This is a genomic window from Mesorhizobium sp. M0663 (genome assembly GCF_040320585.1).
In the GTDB taxonomy this organism is placed as follows: domain Bacteria; phylum Pseudomonadota; class Alphaproteobacteria; order Rhizobiales; family Rhizobiaceae; genus Mesorhizobium.
The window spans coordinates 46,515-65,103 of record NZ_JAMYPX010000027.1; the positions used below are offsets into that span (position 1 = coordinate 46,515).

Consider the following 18,589-nt stretch of genomic DNA (forward strand, 5'->3'; position numbering starts at 1 on the left):
GCCGGAAGCGACAGGCTACGGCCGATGACGGGAGTATCGCCAGCCGTTGTTTCGGCAAGCAAGCTTGGCCTGACCTTCCAGACCAATGATGGTCCGGTGCAGGCGCTGTCGAACGTCGACCTGACGATCGGCAAGGGTGAATTCGTGTCCTTCATCGGGCCCTCCGGCTGCGGCAAGACGACCTTGCTGCGCGTCATCGCCGATCTGGAGAAGCCGACATCGGGAGCCATCTCCGTCAACGGCATGACGCCCGAGCAGGCGCGCCAGAGCCGCGCCTATGGCTATGTCTTCCAGGCGGCCGCACTTTATCCGTGGCGCACGATCGAGCGCAATGTGGCACTGCCGCTGGAGATCATGGGCCTGTCCAGGGCGGAGCAGGCGGCGCGCATCAAGCGAACCCTCGACCTTGTCAACCTCGGCGGCTTCGAGAAGAAATACCCCTGGCAGCTTTCGGGCGGCATGCAGCAGCGCGCCTCGATCGCACGGGCGCTGGCTTTCGATGCCGATCTTTTGTTGATGGACGAGCCGTTCGGCGCGCTGGACGAGATCGTGCGCGACCATCTCAACGAACAGCTGCTGGAGCTTTGGGAGCGGACCAACAAGACCATCTGCTTCGTCACCCATTCGATCCCTGAGGCGGTCTATCTGTCGACGCGCATCATCGTCATGTCGCCGCGCCCGGGGCGTGTCAGCGACGTCATAGAATCGACGCTGCCGAAAAAGCGGCCGCTCGATATCCGCGAGACGCCGGAGTTCCTGGCCATCGCGGCACGCGTGCGCGACGGGCTGAGGGCGGGGCACAGCTATGATGATTGAGCGGGATGAGCTCCCTCCTCTCCCCGTCGGGGCTAGCGGGGCCATCCATACCTTCGTCATCCTAGGGCGGAGCAGCCGCGAAGCGGCCTGCGCAGACCCTAGGATGACGAAAGAGACGATTGCCGTAACAAAAGTACCCGGCCTCCGCTTCGCTCCAGCCACCCTCTCCCCGTCGGGGAGAGGAGGGCGTTTACCCGGCGAGGCCTGCTAGATGGACTCGTTTCGCGACAAGATCGTTCCGGTGACCTCGATCCTCCTGGGCGTCGTCGTCGTCTGGTACGTCATGGCTGTCATCCTCAACGCGCCGTTCCAGCGCGATCTCGACCGCCGCGCCAATCAGACGCCGGGTATTGTGGAATTCATCGGCAAGACGCTGGTACAGCCGAAGCCGACGCTGCCGGCGCCGCATCAGGTGGCGGTGAATTTTTTCGAAAACACCTTTCTGCGCAGCATCACCTCGAACCGCAGCCTTGTCTACAATGCCTGGGTGACGCTGTCGTCGACGCTGCTCGGCTTTGCTTTCGGCACGGCGCTCGGCATCGTCATCGCCGTCGGCATCGTGCATGTGGCGACGCTCGACCGCAGCCTGATGCCGTGGATCATCGCCTCGCAGACCATTCCGATCCTGGCGGTGGCGCCGATGATCATCGTCGTGCTGGCGGCGGTCGGCATCACCGGGCTTATCCCGAAGGCGCTGATCTCGACCTATCTGTCGTTCTTCCCGGTGGCGGTCGGCATGGTGAAGGGACTGCGCTCGCCCGAGCTCACCCATCTCGACCTGATGCACACCTATAATGCCAGTGCCTCGCAGGCCTTCTGGAAATTGCGTGTGCCGGCTTCGGTGCCGTTCCTGTTCACCTCGATGAAGGTGGCGGTGGCCGCCAGCCTGGTCGGCGCGATCGTCGGCGAGTTGCCGACCGGCGCCGTCGCCGGCATCGGCGCCAAATTGCTCGCCGGCGCCTACTACAGCCAGACCATCGACATCTGGTCGGCTCTGGTTGCCGGGTCGGTGGTCGCGGCGCTGCTGGTGATGGTCGTCGGCATCGCCGGGCGCCTCGTCGACCGCGCCATGGGCGGGAGGCCGGCATGAGCTCCATCCTGAGCCTTTCCTCAATCACGCCTCGATCCTGGCAGGGGTATGCCGCGCTTGTCCTGCTTGTCGGCGCGCTGCTTCTTTGGCCGCTCGTCAGTGCTACGCCCGGTTACGGCATGGCGACTACGGTTTTGATTTTCATTTTGCTGCTCGTGGCAATCGAGGCCGACAACTTTCCACCGATGATCGGGGTGGTGTTGCTGTTCCTTGGCGCGCATGGCGCAGCGTGGATGCTGCTCGCCGGCATAACCGGCAATGAGGGCAGCGCTCGCGCATCCTTCTATCTGCTGCTCGTCGCGGCGTGGTTTCTGGCCTGGCGCTGCGTAACGGTCCTGTCGTCGTTTCGCCCGACATCGCGCTGGGCGTCAACCGCCCTGCGCCTGATCATTCCGGCCATCTTCGGCGCCTGGATCCTGATCATCTGGGAGGCGGTGACGCGTGGTGCCGGCATTCCCTTCATCCTGTTGCCGCCGCCAAGCGCCGTCGGTGCACGCATCGTCGGGTCGCTGCCGGTGCTGGGGGCCGATGTCAGGCAGACCATCTTCAAGGCGGTTATCTTCGGCTATGTGGTGGGGAGCAGCGCCGGCTTCCTCGTTGCCATCGCCGCCGACCGCGTGCCGTTCCTGCGGCGCGGGCTTTTGCCGATCGGCAATATGGTGTCGGCGCTGCCGATCATCGGCGTCGCGCCGATCATGGTCATGTGGTTCGGCTTCGACTGGCAGTCGAAGGCAGCGGTGGTCATCATCATGACCTTCTTCCCGATGCTGGTGAACACCGTCGCCGGGCTTGCCGCCTCCGGCCATATGGAGCGCGACCTGATGCGCACCTATGCCTCGAGCTACTGGCAGACGCTGTTCAAGCTGCGGCTGCCGGCGGCGGCACCCTTCATCTTCAATGCGTTGAAGATCAATTCGACGCTGGCGCTGATCGGCGCCATCGTCGCCGAGTTCTTCGGCACGCCGGTGGTCGGCATGGGATTCCGCATTTCGACGGAAGTCGGGCGGATGAACATCGACATGGTGTGGGCGGAAATCGCAGTTGCAGCACTTGCGGGTTCGGTCTTTTATGGCGTGGTCGCTCTTTTCGAGAGAGCAGTCACGTTTTGGCATCCCTCTGTCCGTGGTGGATAGGGGCGGTGGGTTTAGGGCGCTAACTTCAGAGGGTAAAAACATGAAAAGACTTGTTGTTTCGATGCTGGCCGGCGCGATGTCGCTTGCCGCGTTCCAGGCGATGGCCGCGGACAAGGTGACGCTGCAGCTGAAATGGGTCACCCAGGCACAGTTCGCCGGCTATTATGTCGCCAAGGCCAAGGGCTTCTATGACGCCGAGGGCCTCGACGTCGATATCAAGCCCGGCGGACCGGACATTGCACCGGAGCAGGTTATTGCCGGCGGCGGCGCCGACGTCATCGTCGACTGGATGGGCGGTGCGCTGGCTGCGCGCGAGAAGGGCGTGCCGCTGGTCAACATCGCCCAGCCGTTCAAGAAGGCCGGCATGGAGCTGGTCTGCCCGAAGGACGGTCCGATCAAGACGGAAGCCGACTTCAAGGGCCACACGCTCGGCGTCTGGTTCTTCGGCAACGAGTATCCGTTCTATGCCTGGATGAACAAGCTTGGCCTCAAGACCGATGGCGGGCCGGACGGCGTCACCGTGCTCAAGCAGAGCTTTGACGTGCAGCCGCTGATCCAGAAGCAGGCGGATTGCATTTCGGTCATGACCTATAACGAGTACTGGCAGCTCATCGACGCCGGCTACAAGCCGGAAGAGCTGACCGTCTTCAACTATTCCGCCATGGGCAATGATCTGCTCGAAGACGGGCTCTATGCCCTGGAGGACAAGCTCAAGGATCCGGCCTTCGAGGATAAGATGGTGCGTTTCGTGCGCGCTTCGATGAAGGGTTGGAAATACGCCGTCGACAATTCCGACGAAGCGGCCGGCATCGTCATGGACAATGGCGGCCAGGACGAGAATCACCAGAAGCGCATGATGGGCGAAGTCGCCAAGCTGATCGACAATGCCGATGGCAAGCTCGATCCGGCGACCTACGAGCGCACCGCCAAGGCGCTGCTCGACCAGAAGATCATCAGCAAGGAGCCTACCGGCGCCTACACGACGGCGATCACCGACAAGGCCATCAAATAGGGCTGTCAAACTGGCTTGTAGCGGAAAAGGGGCGGGCGACCGCCCCTTTTTAGTGGGAGGTAAAATGAACGTTACCGGCGGAAACATCCGCTCGCAAAATCGTTGTGCCGGTGCACCCGCCCAAGGGTGTCACAACGGAGGTTTCCATGCGCATCCAGTCCTTCACGCCGATGCTTTCGGCGCTGGCCATTTCTGCAGCCATCTTCTCTGCTTCACCGGCCTTGGCCGAAACCATAAAGATGGCGGCGACGCTCGATGGTGCTCAGCAGAACCCGCCCGTCACCACGAAGGGCAAGGGCACCGCCACGCTCAGGTTCAACACCGCCACCAAGAAACTCAGCTGGACCGTGAGATATTCCGGCCTCAGCGGGCCGGCGAAGGCCGCACACATTCACGGCCCAGCGGAAAAGGGTCAAAACGCCGATCCAGTGGTGCCGTTCGAAGGCAAGCTGAAGAGCCCGATCAAGGGTTCGGCGACATTGACTGATGCCCAGGCCACCGATCTTGAGGCTGGCAAATATTACGTCAACATCCACACCGCGGCCCACGCGGACGGCGAGATCCGCGGCCAGATCGAGAAGGCCAAATAGGCAGATCACGACGACAAAACAGGGCAATCATCCTGTTTTGTCAGGCCTTGTCGCGAATCTGGGTCATCGTGCGGGTCGGCGTGATGGCTTCAGGGTCGAGCCTGATCTCTACGATCGACGGCTTGCCGCTGGCCCGCGCTCGCTCGAAGGCCGCGGCGAAGTCGGCGGTCTTTTCCACCGTCTCGCCATGGCCGCCATAGGCACGGGCCAAAGCAGCAAAGTCGGGATTCTTCAAGTCCGTGGCGACGACACGGCCGGGATATTCGCGCTCCTGATGCATGCGGATGGTGCCGTAGATGCCATTGTTGACGACGATGACGATGATCGGCAGCCCGTATTGCACGGCGGTGGCGAATTCCTGGCCGTTCATCAGGAAACAGCCGTCGCCGGCGAAGGCGATCACGTCGCGGTCGGGGAAAAGCTGCTTGGCGGCGACCGCCGCCGGCGTGCCGTAGCCCATCGAGCCGGATGTGGGTGCTGCCTGCGTGCCGAAACGCCGGAAGCGATGGTAGCGATGCACCCAGGTGGCGTAGTTGCCGGCGCCGTTGGTGAGGATGGCGTCGTCCGGCAGCATCGTTTCGAGATAATTCATGATCGGCCCCATCTGGACGGCGCCGGGGCCGCTCTCCGGAGGCGTCGACCAGTCGAGATAGGCGGCGTGCAGCTTCGCTGCCTCAGCCGCCCACACCGGCGTTGCGGCCGGCTTGCGTCTGGCAAAGGCTTCGACGAAAGCGGCAGGCGAGGCATTGATCGCCAGCGCCGGCCGGTAGACGCGGCCGAGTTCGCCGGCGTCGGCATGGATATGGACCAGCGTCTGGTCGGGGTAGGGACTCTTCAGCAGCGTGTAGTCGGATGACGGCATCTCGCCCATGCGGCCGCCGATCAGCAGCACAAGGTCGGCCTGCTTGATGGCGGTTGCTACCTTGGGATTGATGCCGATGCCGACATCGCCGGCATAGTTCGGGTGGAGATGGTCGAACAGCATCTGGCGGCGGAAGGAGCAGCCGACCGGCAGCGACCAGGCTTCGGCTATCGTCCGCATCCGTGCAACGGCCTGCGCGTCCCAGCGCGTACCGCCGAGGATGACGAAGGGCCGCTTTGCCTTGTTGAGCAACACTTCCAGTGCGTCGAGCTCGACTTCGCCAGGCCGCGTCTCGACAGGGGTATAATGCCGGGCGTCCGGTGCCTCGGCGAGGCTGGTCAGCATGTCCTCGGGCAGCGAGATGACGACCGGGCCCGGGCGACCGGACGTCGCCACCGCAAAGGCGCGTGTGACGAATTCGGGTATGCGTGCGGCGTCGTCGATCTCGACCACCCATTTGGCGATATCGCCGAAGAACCTGACGTAGTCGACCTCCTGGAAGGCCTCGCGCCCCTTGGCGTGGCTGGCGACCTGGCCGATGAACAGGATGAGGGGGACTGAATCCTGCATCGCGATGTGGATGCCGGCCGAGGCATTGGTGGCGCCTGGGCCGCGGGTGACAAAGCAGATGCCGGGCCTGCCGGTCAGGCGGCCGTGGCAGTCGGCCATCATTGCGGCACCGCCCTCCTGGCGGCAGACGATTGTGCGGATCGGTGAATCATGCAGCGCGTCGAGCACCGCCAGATAGGATTCGCCAGGTACGCAATAGATACGGTCCGTTCCGTTGGCTTCGAGCGCATCGACGATGAGTTGTCCGCCGGTCTTCATTTTCCTGACCTCTCCAGTTCGGCAAGGATTTCTTGGGTGTGTTCGCCGAGACGCGGCGACGGGCGCTCATAGACCAGCGGCGTGCCGGACATGACCATCGGCGCCCGCACCGAGGGCAAGAGATTGCCATGGCCGTCATCGAGGTCGAGCCGCATGCCGCGCGCTATGGTCTGCGGGTCGGCAAACATCTGGCCGATGTTGTTGATCGGGCTGGCCGGCACTCCGGCAGTCTCAAGTCTGGCCAGCAACGGGTCGCGATCGAAGGCTTTCAGCGCCTCGATCATATGCTCGCGCAGCTTCGCCCGGTTGGCGACGCGGGCGGGATTGGTGGCGAAGTCAGGGTTCGACGCCAGCTCATCGAGGCCGACGGCAGCGCAGAACTTTGCGAACTGGCCGTCATTGCCGACCGCCAGGATGATGTGGCCATTTTTCACCGGCACCACTTCGTAGGGCGCGATGTTCATATGCGCATTGCCCATCTGCACCGGCGACTGTCCGGAGACGAGATAGTTGAGGTTCTGGTTGCCGAGCGTCGAGATCTGGGTGTCGTAGAGCGCCATGTCGATATGCTGGCCTTCGCCGGTCTTCTCGGCATGGCGAAGCGCCGCCTGGATGGCGATGACCGAATAAAGCCCGGTGAAAACATCTGAAATAGCGACGCCCGCCTTTTGCGGTTCGCGGCCGGCTTCGCCGGTGATCGACATCATGCCGGCCATGCCCTGGATGATGAAATCATAGCCGGCACGCGGCGCATACGGTCCCGACTGGCCAAAACCGGTGATCGAGCAATAGATCAGCCGCGAGTTGATTTTCCTCAGGCTGTCATAGTCGAGGCCGTATTTCTTCAGTCCGCCGACTTTGAAGTTTTCGATCAGCACATCCGATGTCGCGACCAGCCGGCGCACCGTCTCGGCACCCTCGGGCGTCGAGAAGTCGATGGCGATGGAGCGCTTGCCGCGGTTGCAGGAATGGTAATAAGCGGCCGAAAGGTTCTCGCCGTCATGGCCGATGACGAAGGGCGGTCCCCATTTGCGGGTGTCGTCGCCGCCGTCCGGGCTCTCGACCTTGATCACGTCGGCGCCGAGGTCGGCAAGCAGCTGTCCGGCCCATGGCCCGGCGAGGATGCGTGCGAGTTCGATGACGCGGATGCCTTTGAGCGGAGGCTCAGTCATGGATCACCGTGGTTGATCGAAAGCGCAGCCTCTATCAATCCCGCGCGCCGCTGTCACGGCCCTTGCAATGGGCCAGTATCACTGTGCCCTCAGCACGCGGTCGGCCCAGGCGGCAAAATCCTCCATGATGATGTCTCGGTTGATCTCGTTCAGGCTTTCGTGGCGGGTTTTGGCGTAAACCTTTGAAACGAGATTCGAAAAACCCATCATGTGCATCCGGCCGGCAAGATGGCTGACCGCCTTGCCGCCGTCCGAGGCCGGATCTTGCTCGCCTCCGACCAGATTGACGAACAGGTCGCGCCGCACGCCGGAAAAATTGCGGTCGCTGCCGCAATGCAGCGTCATCATGACGATGTCCTGCCACATCGACACCGATGCGTCCCAGCCGCAAAGCGGGTCGGCGATGTATTTCTCGACTTCAACGGCATCGCGCGACAGCCAGTCGAACGGCGTCCGGTGATTGGGCACCGCCTTGCCCCAGGCCCGGAACGTCAGCCGGGGCAGCAGGCGCGACGGCACGTCTGAGCCAAGCCGGAACTTTTCCCAACCAAGCATGGCCAGCGCGATTTGGCCGAGCAGTCCGGCCGAGAAATTGCCGTTCCAGATCGCGGCGGCATGGATGCGCGCCGAGTGGCGGAGGACAAAGTTCAGCGCGACCGACGCGCCCAAGGAGTGACCGAAGACGATGACCGGCAGGCCCGGCTGTTCCCTGGCGATGAGATCATGGACGGCGGCGACATCGGCGATGACCTTGGCACCGCCATCCACATCGGCGAACCTGCCAGGTGGCGCGTCGGGCGCCTTGGTGGCGCCGTGGCCACGGTGGTCGTGCGCGTAGACCTGGTAGCCGCGCTCGCCAAGGAAATCGGCGAAACGGGCATAGCGCGCCGCGTGCTCGGCCAACCCGTGATTGACCTGGACAATGGCGCGCGGTTGGCCGATGGCGTGTTTCACATAAAGGTTGAGCTCGGCGCCGGTCGGCGATGCCAGCATCCTCTGCTTGTCAAATGGCATGTCTCGCTCCCGTCGGCGACTGTTGGGCGACGCAGCGATCGACGTCAAGGGACGTAGGTACCCATTCGACGGTAGTTGACAGCATGCTGTCAATGTGATTACATGACAGCATACTGTCAAATGGTCAGCGGCAGATTGGGGGTATGACTATGAAAACCACCGGGGCCATTTCGCGGCGTGCAATCTTGCTGGCGGGCTTCGCCTTCACGACGATCACCCTGTTGTCAGGGATTGCTGCGTTCAGTCAGGAAACCAGGGAGATGACCATGATGACGTCCACTGTTCCAGGCCCGCAAGGCCAGCTTGCCACTTATAGGATCAACGCCGGCAATGGCCTGCCGATCATGTTCCTGCATGGAGATTGCAGCCGCGCTTCCCACTGGGACCGGGTGATGCAGCTCTCCGTCGAAGGCCGCGAGGCGGTAGCCTTCGATTTTCGCGGTCATGGCGCCTCCGCGCCGGCGCAGGACGGTGACTATGGTTATGACGGTCGTGCAATGGATGTCGGTGCCGTGGCCGACGCGTTTGGCCTGAAGCGGTTTCTCATTGTCGCGCACAGCGGCGGCGGTGGCGTGGCGCTCGCTTATGCCGCCAGCCATGCCGACCGGGTCGCCGGTGTCTTGCTCGTCGACCCGGCGACCGATCCTCGTGCGCTGCCGCAGGCGATTCGTGACGGCTTTGTCCGCGATCTGGCCGGTCCGCAAGGCCGTGATGTCCTGAACGCCTATTACACGTCGATTGCCGGCCCTAACGCGGCTGTTCGCCAGCGTGTTCTGGCCGATGCGGCAGTGGTCGATCCGGCGGCGAGGGCAAGTGTCGGCAAGGCACTGGCCGAATGGAACCCGGAGCCGGCACTCGATGCGTATCGCGGGCCTATGTTCGTATTGGCTACCGAGGCCAGTGACACTCCAGCCGCGCTCTACCGGCTGCGCACGGACATTCCGCGCCAGATCGTGGCGGGCAGCGGCCATTGGGTGATGCTTGACAAGCCCGAGGTCGTAGCCGAAGCCGTTAATAATTTCGTCGCGACCATCGAGGCCGGCCAGAAATGACGACCAGGACCGAAGCGGCAAATGTGCTCACCGAACTGGTGCTTGCCGTGTTCAGGATGAACGGCAGTTTTCTGGATGCGGCCGACCGGCTGGCCGCTCCAACCGGGCTGACGGCAGCGCGCTGGCAGGTTTTGGGTGCAGTTTTGAAGGAGCCGAAATCTGTGGCCGACATCGCCCGCGACATGGGTCTCGCCCGTCAGAGTGTACAGCGGCTGGCCGACATACTGGCTGCGGAGGGGCTTGCCGCCTACGCCGACAACCCGGCGCATCGCCGCGCCAAGCTGTTGTCGATAACCGATGCCGGCCGGGCAGCGGTCAAGAATATCGGCACACGCCAGCATGTTTGGGCGAACCGCGTTTCGGAGGGTATGGACGCCGACGCGCTGAAAGCCTCGCTTGATCTGCTGCGCACCCTGACGGAACGGGTGGAGGCGGGCGGATCCTGATCGACCGCGCGGGAGCCGTCTCAATGCGCTGGCGATTGTTTTTACGGCCGGCGAAAGAAATCGTAATTCTGACATGTCGCAAGTTTCTAGCTTGCGGCGTGAATCACGAGGAGTGCCGGAATGCGGATTTGGGCGATATGGGGGGCGGTGTTTGTTGCGTTTGCTGGCGCAAGCGCGGCGCGGGCCGATGTGAAGATGACCGGCTCTTTCGTCGCCGATGCCGCCTGTCCGGCAACGCAGGCGATCAAGAGCAGCAAGAATCCCGGCAATGTCTCGACCGCGGCTGGTCAGAGTTATGATCTGCTGGCCGGCAACAAGGACGCGCCCACGCACTATCTCATTCGCGTGCCGGGCGCCGATCCGGAGCGCCGCTGGGTTAAGATCAGCTGCGGTCGTGTTTCGGGCGGCAGCGCGTCGACGATGCCGGCTGCACCGGCGCCTGCCGAGCCGAACAAGCCATCGGCGTCCGGAAAGCCGGAATATGTCTTCGCGCTGAGCTGGCAGCCGGCTTTCTGCGAGACCAAATCCAGCAAGGCCGAATGCCGTGCGCAGACCGCCGCCGGTTTCGAGGCGACCCACTTCACCTTGCATGGGTTGTGGCCGCAGCCGAACGGAAATTTCTATTGCCAGGTCGCCGCAAGCGACAAGGCGAACGACGATCCGGCGCACTGGCGAGACTTGCCGCCGGTCACCCTTGACCCGAAAACGCGAGCGGAACTCGACCAGGTGATGCCGGGCACCGCATCCGCCCTCGAAAGGCATGAATGGATCAAGCACGGCACCTGCTACGGCAAGAGCCAGCAGGAGTATTTCGCCGTCGCTTTGAACCTGATGCGCGCGATGAATGCGTCGCCGGTGCGCGATCTCTTCATCAAGAACATCGGCAAGCAACTGACATCCGATCAGATCCGCAGCACCTTCGACAGTGCCTTCGGCAAAGGCGCGGGCGACCGGGTCCGCGTGTCCTGCGTGGTCGATCCTTCGAACGGCAGGCGGCTGATCGGCGAACTGACGCTCGGCCTGACCGGCCCGATCGCTTCGAACGCTTCGCTCGGTGCCCTGCTGCTTGCCTCGGCGCCGACAGCCAAGGCTGGCTGCCCGAAGGGCGCGGTCGATGCCGTCGGGTTCCAGTAAACAGGCCGTACGCGACTGTCGCTTTGCACCGGGGATGGTATGATCCCGGGGGCATCATTCATAGGGGGTGGCGATGAGTGGTATGACGGGCGGCGCGCTGGCGCGGCTGGCGTTCTGGGCCAAGGGCATGACGGCGATCCGCGACGGCCATATGGAGTGGCCGGGCTTTTCCTACACCGAAGTGGAGTGGGCGCGCATGACCACGCTCGCCAAACCCGTCGGCGGCGGCACCTACCAATTGTTCACGCTGGTCAACGCGGCGATCTTCATCGCCATTGCCGCGCTCGGGATATTCTGTGTCTTCCTGCCGCTGGCGGCGCTGCTGTTCCCGGTACCGGCCGAAACCAGTGCGATCAAGTTTTCGCTGCTCCTGGCGGCATGCGCCTTCCTGATCATCGGCATCGGCCTGCCGATTTCGCTGCGTCTTTCGACCACGCTGGTGGCGCCGAAGGCAATGCGGGCCGCGCTTGTCGCCGTGCCCGGCGACCAGGCGCTTGCGGCAAAAGTGTCATGGCAGATCAACCGGATCACGCTCGTGCTCTGCGGCCTGCTGGTACCGGGCATTCTTCTGTTCATTGCCTACGACATCGAAGCCGGCCCGATTATTACCGCGTTGAAATGGCTGGCGATCGCGCTGATGGCGGTTTCGGTTGCGATCGGCGGATGGCAGCGGCGCAAACAATCCTGATTGAGCCAATCGCAGGCCTGGGCAGCGTTACGCGCCGGCGCTGCGCTCCGGCCTGGTCCATGTGTTGCGGGCGTCTGCTTCGTTGCCGCCCGGTTCGCCGACAACGCGATCGCGTCCCGTGGATTTGGCCTTGTAGAGACGCTGGTCGGCCAGCGCAAAGAGATCGGCAAGGCAACGGGTCGTCTCGCTGACCGTCGAGATGCCGGCGCTGACGGTAATGTCGAACCGGCTTGTGCTCGCGGACGTCTTGACCGCTTGCCTGACGGTTTCGCCCAGCAGTCTGGCGAGCGGCTGCGGACGCCAGCCGAGGATGGCGAATTCCTCACCGCCGATCCTGAACAATTGATCTTCGGTCCCGACAAGTTCGCCAAGCAAAATTGCCAGGGCTTTCAGCACCTTGTCTCCCTCGGCGTGGCCGAAGCGGTCGTTGATCGATTTGAAGTGGTCGACATCGATGATCAGCAGGCTGAGCGCCCTGGCGGTCCGCAGGCTGGCGGCGACGGCGGCCTCGCCATCGCTGTCGAAGCGCCCCCTGTGCAGGAGGCCGGTGAGGCCGTCGCGACCGACATGCTCGACCAGCGCCTCATAGCGCTCGCGATAGGTCAGCGTGTCGAAAATGTCGGAAAGCCCGCGCGCCGCCGGCACCTGCCGCGCCTCGAACCACCTGATATAGCCGACCAGCATGGTGCTGTAGACCAGGGCCGCTGCCATCTTGGCGAACCAGCCGCCGAAGAACACCGCGACCGGCGCGCCGGTGACGAAATGCAGCGCCGTGAAAAAGCCTGCCTGGTCGAAGGTGAGCACGCAGGCGACGGAGACCAGGATGCGGGTGAAAAGCGCCTTGCGCAGATATTTGCCGAGCTTTTCATAGAGCAGAATGATCAGGATGGCGTCGACGAACAGCAGCGTCGTGCCCCACACCATCAGCCAGCCCATCTCGTCGATGAAGCCGATGTCGGGAAGCTTGCCGTCGGGCAGCGGTGCGATGTCGTGCAGGCGCAGGATCAGCACGAGCCCGATCATCAGGGCATTGCCGAGCAGCAGGCCATAAATCGGCTGCCGGACAGTTGCCGCGTCCTCCTTGATGTAGAGCAGGAGCAGCATGACCAGCTTGCCGGAAAACAGCACGGCCGAACCCGGCGATACCATGCCGAACGGCAGCGCGACGTAGAAGACGCTGGCGAGATAGGTTTCCAGGAAATGCATGACGCCAAGGGCGCAAACAAAGACGCCGAGGCCGATGCGGCCCCTGAACCGGAAAAGCGTGACCATGATGCCGAAATAGAGAACCGCTTCGGCAAAAAGCAGGAAACTGTTCAACACGGCCCGATCTCTCTCCCCGAAATCGCGGCTGCCAGCGATTTCCCATCCAACATTGTTTGACGCGGAATGGTTAACCGGAGCTTTCGCCTGGGCGCCGGCACGAAATGAAGCGGCTAAGCGTTTGTGGGTGCGACCAAATCCGCTTGGGGCCAAAACTGTTTGCCGTTCGCGGCCGCATCGCTTACATAGCCCCCAACTTCCATTCAATCCGACATCAGTCGACTTTTCAGGGAAAGCGCGCGTGGCACGCCAGTTCATCTATCACATGGCCGGCCTCAACAAGGCCTACGGCACCAAGAAGGTGCTCGAGAACATTCATCTGTCCTTCTATCCGGACGCCAAGATCGGCATCCTCGGTCCCAACGGCGCCGGCAAGTCGACGATCCTCAAGATCATGGCCGGCATCGACAAGGAGTGGAGCGGCGAGGCCTGGCTGGCCGAGGGTGCTACCGTCGGTTACCTGGCGCAGGAGCCGGCGCTCGATCCGAACAAGAACGTGTTCGAAAACGTCATGGAAGGCGTCGCCGCCAAGACCGCCATCATCGAGCGCTACAACGAATTGATGATGAACTATTCCGACGAGACGGCGGACGAGTCGGCCAAGCTGCAGGACGAGATGGACCGGCTCAACCTCTGGGATCTCGAACAGCAGGTCGAGATGGCGATGGAGGCACTCGGCTGCCCGCCCAAGGAGGCCGATGTCACCAAGCTGTCGGGCGGCGAACGCCGTCGCGTCGCGCTTTGCCAGCTTTTGCTGCGCCAGCCCGACCTTCTGCTGCTCGACGAGCCGACCAACCATCTCGACGCCGAGACGACGGCGTGGCTGGAAAAGCATCTGCGGGCCTATCCGGGCGCGGTGATGATCATCACCCACGATCGCTACTTCCTCGACAATGTCACCGGCTGGATCCTCGAGCTCGATCGCGGCCGCGGTATCCCGTACGAAGGCAACTACACCAAATATCTCGAAGCCAAGGCCAAGCGGCTCAAGCAGGAAGGCCGCGAGGACGATGCGCGCCAGCGGGCGATCGGCCGCGAGCGCGAGTGGATCCAGTCCAGCCCGAAAGCCCGGCAGACCAAGTCGAAAGCCCGTATCCAGGCGTTCCAGGATCTGCTGGATGCAGCCGACAAGCGGCGTCCGAGCGACACCCAGATCGTCATTCCGCATGGCGAGCGGCTCGGCAATGTGGTGATCGAGGTCGAGGGCTTGTCGAAGGGCTTTGGCGACACGCTTTTGATCGACGATCTCGAATTCAAGCTGCCGCCCGGCGGCATCGTCGGCGTCATCGGCCCGAACGGCGCCGGCAAGACGACGCTGTTCCGCATGATCACCGGCCAGGAAAAGCCCGATGCCGGCACCATCCGCGTCGGCGAGACGGTCAAGCTCGGTTATGTCGACCAGAGCCGCGACGCGCTCGACCCGACCAAGACGGTCTGGGAAGAGATCTCGGGCGGCGCCGAAGTGGTCAAGCTCGGCAAGTTCGAAGCCAACACCCGCGCCTATTGCGCGTCGTTCAATTTCCGCGGCGGCGACCAGCAGCAGAAGGTCGGCAACCTGTCCGGCGGCCAGCGCAACCGCGTGCATCTGGCCAAGATGCTGAAGACCGGCGGCAATGTGCTGCTGCTCGACGAACCGACCAACGATCTCGATACCGAAACGCTGGCTGCACTTGAAGACGCGCTCGAGAGCTTCGCCGGCTGCGCCGTCATCATCTCGCACGATCGCATGTTCCTCGATCGCCTGGCGACGCACATCCTCGCCTTCGAGGGCGACAGCCACGTCGAATGGTTCGAAGGCAATTTCGAGGATTACGAGCAGGACAAGATCCGCCGCCTCGGCCCGGACGCGGTCAATCCGCACCGCATGACGTATAAGCGGCTGACGCGGTAAGACATTTACAGGGCGGCGAATTCTCAAATGATCTGAGGAACCAAGATGGCCGACTGGTCCGCCGCCCTCTACCTGAAATTCGAGGACGAGCGCACCCGCCCCGCGCGCGATCTCGTTGCGCAGGTGCCGGTGCCGGAACCACGCCGGGTGGTCGACATTGGCTGCGGGCCGGGCAATTCGACCGAATTGCTGGTCGAGCGCTGGCCGCAGGCGCAGATCAGCGGCTTCGATACCTCCCTCGACATGATCGAGAAGGCGAAGGCGCGCCTGCCCGGCGTCACCTTTGCCTTGGCGGATGCGGCGGCGTGGCAGCCGAACGAACCGGTCGACGTGATCTTTGCCAATGCGGTGTTTCAATGGCTGCCGGAGCATCCGGCGGTCTTCCAGCGGCTGATGGGATTTTTGGCGCCCGGCGGCGCGCTTGCCGTGCAGATGCCGGACAATATGGCCGAGCCTTCGCACCGGCTGATGCGGGAGACCGCGGCCGAGATGCCGTTTGCCGAAAAGCTCGAGCGCGCGGCCCGCGCGCCGCTGCCGCCGGTCGCGTTCTATTACGACCTTTTGTCGCCATTCTCGGATCGGCTCGATATCTGGCACACGATCTACAACCATCCGCTGGCCGATGCCGAGGCGATCGTCGAATGGGTGAAGTCGACGGGGCTGAAGCCGTTCCTCGATCCGCTCGACGAGAACGAGCGGCAGCTTTTCCTGAAGCGCTACACGGCCAGGATCAGCGAAGCCTATCCGAAAACGGCAAGCGGCAAGGTATTGCTGCGCTTTCCCCGTCTCTTCATCGTGGCGCGGCGTTCTGCTTAGAAGCTCTTAGCTACACCCAAAAACAGCCAGCAGCGGATGCTTGACCGGCTTTCGCCGTCATGCGCATCTCGCTGGGGCAGGGATAAGGCCCTTCATGGGCCATGGGGATGGATGATGACACTGAAAAAGATGGGTTTCGGCGGCAGCGTTTGTGCGGCCGCTGTGCTTGCCTTGTCTATATCGGCGGAGGCCAAGCGAGCGCGCTGCTTCACCAGCGACGACGGCTATTTCTCGTGCAGCTATCGGGCGCTGGACGATGGCGGCAGCTTTCGCATCTCGGCGCCGGGTTATCCGACCTACGTCCTGGAAATCGACGGACCGGGTTTTGCCTATGGCTATGTCAATCTCGGCCGCCGCAACGTGCCGCTGCCCGGGCAATTCGTGCGCAGCCGCGATGACGGTGCCTGCTGGAACAACCCGCAGACCTATACCAAGCTCTGCGCCTGGTAAAGACCCGTCCCAGGGACTTGATTTAAGCCGGCATAAACTGGCTAGGTGCAAAAGAGGTTGCGCCGAGCTTTTTGCGGCGTCGACATGAAGCCGCAACGCCTGCGCACACGGGACGAACTGGAAATGCATCGCGTCATCATCAGCGGCATCGGCGTTGAAATCCCCGAAGCTTCGATCACCAATGAGGAACTCGTCGCCAGCTTCAACGCCTGGGTGGACATGGAGAACGTCCGGCGCGAGGTGTCGGGCGAGCCGCTGGTACAGAAATCGGACAGTGCCTTCATCGTCCATGCCTCGGGCGTCCAGACCCGCCATGTCATCGAACGGGAAGGCATCCTCGACCCGACCCGCATGGCGCCGCGCTTCCCGGCGCGGCCCGACGATGCGCTGTCGCTGGAGGCCGAGTTCGGCATCGCCTCGGCCCGCAAGGCGCTCGATCATGCCGGGCTGAAGCCTGGCGACATCGACCTGGTGATCTGCTCGGCCTCGCACCATCAGCGGCCCTATCCGGCGATCGCCATCGAAATGCAGCAGGCGCTGGGGACGAAAGGCGCCGGCTTCGACATGGGGCTTGGCTGCTCGTCGGCGGCTGCCGCATTGCACATCGCGGTCAATCTGGTGCGGGCAGGGGCGCACAAGCGCGTACTGGTGTCGACGCCGGAGATCATCACCGGGCATCTCAATTTTCGCGACCGGCAGACGCATTTCATCTTCGGCGACGCTTCCGTGTCGATGATCGTCGAAGGGCTTGCCCAGGGCGAGAAGCGGCCGGGGCGCTTCGAGGTGCTCGACACGCGCGCCTGGACGCAGATGTCGAACAGCATCCGCACCAATCTCGGTTATTATACCCGCGCCACCCAGGACGATCCGTACATGATCGATCTGGAAGGCAATCTGATCAAGCAGATCGGCAACAAGGTGTTCAAGGAAGTCACCGTCGCCGGCCACAAGTTCATCGTCGAATTCCTGGCCGAGCACGGGCTGACGCCGCAAGCGATCCGGCGCTTCTGGCTGCATCAGGCCAATGCGCGGATGAACGCCATGATCCTGAAACTGTCGTTCGGCCATGACGTCGACCACGACCGCGCGCCGATGGTGCTGGAGCGCCTCGGCAACACCGCCGCCGCCGGTGCCATCATCGCCCTGTCGGAGAACCATGCCGACATGAAGGCCGGCGACTACGGCCTGCTCTGCGCCTTCGGCGCCGGCTACTCGATCGGCGGCGCGCTATTGCGCATGCTTTAGATTTTGTTTTACGCATGTCGTTGTCCCAAAACCGCTGCACACTTTTGGGCGACATGCATTAGCTCGGCGCGAACGGCACCGGCATCGGAGCGCGCCTGGCAAATCGCATCAGTCCGCTTGATCGGAGCATCAGCGCTTTCGACTGGACCTGATGAGCTGACCGCGGCTAATTGCGCGTATCACGCGAGGCACGAACCCATGCTGGATCTTTTTCCCGAAGCCGAAACTCCGGTCGAGATCGTCCCGTCGCGAAAACTCGCCGCCAGGGTGGCAGCGCTTTACCTCGCACCGTTCGATCGTTTTGAGACACGAGCGGTGGATACGCTGCAACTCGGTTTCGACGGCATTGAAGGCGATTTCCATGTCGGCACGACGCGGCGCTCCGGCGGGCGGGAACCCTGGTATCCGCGCGGCACCGAGATGCACAACGAGCGGCAATTGTCGATCGTCGCGGAGGACGAACTGGCAATCGTTGCCGAACGGATGGGCATTACCGAAATCAAGCCGGAATGGATCGGCGCCAATCTCCTGATCGAAGGCCTGCCGCACCTCTCGATGCTGCCGACCGGCACGCAGCTGTTCTTCAAAGGCGGCGCGACCGTCAAGATCGACGCGCAGAACGGGCCTTGCCGGATCGCCGGCCGGTCGGTCGCCGAAAATGCCGGGATGCCCGACCATGAGGCCGGAGCGCTGCTGTTCCCGAAGGCGGCGAAGCGCTTGCGTGGGCTCGTCGCCTGGGTCGAGAAGCCCGGCACGATCGCGGCCGGCGAGGAGATTTCGGTACGCGTGCCGGAGCAGTGGATTTACCGGGCCTAGTTGTTTTCCAGGCAAGGCGGCATTGCCAGTCAAAGCCGCGTTCCTTCGTACCCCGCTATCCTGCAGGGCAGGGAGGCACTGTCCCTCGACCTCTGAGAACCTGGGTTCCTCGCCCACCGCGAAGCGGGGGGGTGGGGGCCGGCGAACCGGCCCCAAGGGGGCGAGGGTTTCGCCGGGGTGGCCCGCACCCGGGGGGGGGGGGCGGCGGCGG

At 63.3% G+C, this 18,589-nt stretch carries 18 protein-coding genes; 14 read left to right on the forward strand and 4 right to left on the reverse strand.

Features of this window, described 5'->3' with window-relative positions; genetic code table 11:
* The first annotated feature begins 24 nt into the window (after window positions 1-24).
* The 5 genes from NKI54_RS29485 (at window position 25) to NKI54_RS29505 (ending at window position 4,641) form a co-directional block, all read left to right on the forward strand.
* Window positions 25-816 carry an ABC transporter ATP-binding protein gene (locus NKI54_RS29485; protein WP_352571793.1) on the forward strand — a complete coding sequence of 264 codons (792 nt, stop codon included), beginning with the start codon at window positions 25-27 and terminating at the stop codon, window positions 814-816.
* Window positions 817-1,027: 211 nt separating this feature from the next.
* Entirely contained in the window at window positions 1,028-1,906 is an 879-nt protein-coding gene (locus NKI54_RS29490) for an ABC transporter permease (RefSeq protein WP_352637261.1), read from the forward strand.
* The gene (locus NKI54_RS29495) at window positions 1,903-3,039 is read left to right on the forward strand and encodes an ABC transporter permease (protein WP_352637260.1); all 1,137 of its coding nucleotides are present in this window, start codon (window positions 1,903-1,905) and stop codon (window positions 3,037-3,039) included. The genes NKI54_RS29490 and NKI54_RS29495 overlap by 4 nt, the downstream gene beginning before the upstream one ends.
* 40 nt (window positions 3,040-3,079) lie before the next feature.
* Window positions 3,080-4,051 carry an ABC transporter substrate-binding protein gene (locus tag NKI54_RS29500; protein WP_023675876.1) on the forward strand — a complete coding sequence of 324 codons (972 nt, stop codon included), beginning with the start codon at window positions 3,080-3,082 and terminating at the stop codon, window positions 4,049-4,051.
* A gap of 146 nt (window positions 4,052-4,197) precedes the next feature.
* Window positions 4,198-4,641 (forward strand): CHRD domain-containing protein, encoded by a 444-nt coding sequence (locus NKI54_RS29505; RefSeq protein WP_352589394.1) that lies wholly within the window; start codon window positions 4,198-4,200, stop codon window positions 4,639-4,641.
* Between the two features lie 40 nt (window positions 4,642-4,681).
* Here the strand turns inward: NKI54_RS29505 and NKI54_RS29510 are convergent, their stop codons facing one another.
* The 3 genes from NKI54_RS29510 to NKI54_RS29520 form a co-directional block, all read right to left on the reverse strand.
* A complete protein-coding gene (locus NKI54_RS29510; protein WP_352589397.1) occupies window positions 4,682-6,331 on the reverse strand; it encodes a thiamine pyrophosphate-binding protein in 1,650 nt (549 codons plus the stop codon).
* Window positions 6,328-7,503, reverse strand: coding sequence for a CaiB/BaiF CoA transferase family protein (locus NKI54_RS29515; RefSeq protein WP_352589400.1), 1,176 nt, complete (start codon window positions 7,501-7,503; stop codon window positions 6,328-6,330). Before NKI54_RS29515 ends, NKI54_RS29510 begins: the two co-directional genes overlap by 4 nt.
* A gap of 78 nt (window positions 7,504-7,581) precedes the next feature.
* Entirely contained in the window at window positions 7,582-8,517 is a 936-nt protein-coding gene (locus NKI54_RS29520; RefSeq protein WP_023675880.1) for an alpha/beta fold hydrolase, read from the reverse strand.
* Between the two features lie 149 nt (window positions 8,518-8,666).
* Here NKI54_RS29520 and NKI54_RS29525 point away from each other — a divergent pair, with 149 nt between their 5' ends.
* From NKI54_RS29525 to NKI54_RS29540, 4 genes are all read left to right on the forward strand, one after another.
* On the forward strand, window positions 8,667-9,569 hold the full coding sequence (locus NKI54_RS29525) for an alpha/beta fold hydrolase (protein ID WP_352589403.1): 903 nt from the start codon (window positions 8,667-8,669) through the stop codon (window positions 9,567-9,569).
* Window positions 9,566-10,015, forward strand: a complete 450-nt coding sequence (locus NKI54_RS29530) for a MarR family winged helix-turn-helix transcriptional regulator (RefSeq protein ID WP_023675882.1) — start codon at window positions 9,566-9,568, stop codon at window positions 10,013-10,015. The genes NKI54_RS29525 and NKI54_RS29530 overlap by 4 nt, the downstream gene beginning before the upstream one ends.
* A 120-nt stretch (window positions 10,016-10,135) precedes the next feature.
* On the forward strand, window positions 10,136-11,149 hold the full coding sequence (locus NKI54_RS29535; protein WP_352589406.1) for a ribonuclease T2 family protein: 1,014 nt from the start codon (window positions 10,136-10,138) through the stop codon (window positions 11,147-11,149).
* 73 nt (window positions 11,150-11,222) lie between these two features.
* Window positions 11,223-11,837: a hypothetical protein gene (locus tag NKI54_RS29540; RefSeq protein WP_156937311.1), complete on the forward strand. Its 615-nt coding sequence runs from the start codon at window positions 11,223-11,225 to the stop codon at window positions 11,835-11,837.
* 27 nt (window positions 11,838-11,864) lie between these two features.
* Here the strand turns inward: NKI54_RS29540 and NKI54_RS29545 are convergent, their stop codons facing one another.
* A complete protein-coding gene (locus NKI54_RS29545) occupies window positions 11,865-13,160 on the reverse strand; it encodes a GGDEF domain-containing protein (protein ID WP_352571800.1) in 1,296 nt (431 codons plus the stop codon).
* A gap of 241 nt (window positions 13,161-13,401) precedes the next feature.
* On the opposite strand from NKI54_RS29545, the gene ettA reads away from it, so the two are divergent.
* The 5 genes from ettA (at window position 13,402) to NKI54_RS29570 (ending at window position 18,378) form a co-directional block, all read left to right on the forward strand.
* The gene (gene ettA, locus NKI54_RS29550; protein ID WP_292659428.1) at window positions 13,402-15,051 is read left to right on the forward strand and encodes an energy-dependent translational throttle protein EttA; all 1,650 of its coding nucleotides are present in this window, start codon (window positions 13,402-13,404) and stop codon (window positions 15,049-15,051) included.
* 45 nt (window positions 15,052-15,096) lie between these two features.
* A complete protein-coding gene (gene tam, locus NKI54_RS29555) occupies window positions 15,097-15,867 on the forward strand; it encodes a trans-aconitate 2-methyltransferase (RefSeq protein ID WP_352637259.1) in 771 nt (256 codons plus the stop codon).
* A gap of 114 nt (window positions 15,868-15,981) precedes the next feature.
* Entirely contained in the window at window positions 15,982-16,317 is a 336-nt protein-coding gene (locus NKI54_RS29560; RefSeq protein ID WP_352637257.1) for a hypothetical protein, read from the forward strand.
* A 123-nt stretch (window positions 16,318-16,440) separates the two neighbouring features.
* Window positions 16,441-17,562: a beta-ketoacyl-ACP synthase III gene (locus tag NKI54_RS29565; RefSeq protein WP_352637302.1), complete on the forward strand. Its 1,122-nt coding sequence runs from the start codon at window positions 16,441-16,443 to the stop codon at window positions 17,560-17,562.
* A gap of 198 nt (window positions 17,563-17,760) precedes the next feature.
* Window positions 17,761-18,378 carry an MOSC domain-containing protein gene (locus NKI54_RS29570; RefSeq protein WP_352693155.1) on the forward strand — a complete coding sequence of 206 codons (618 nt, stop codon included), beginning with the start codon at window positions 17,761-17,763 and terminating at the stop codon, window positions 18,376-18,378.
* The last annotated feature ends 211 nt before the right edge of the window (window positions 18,379-18,589 follow it).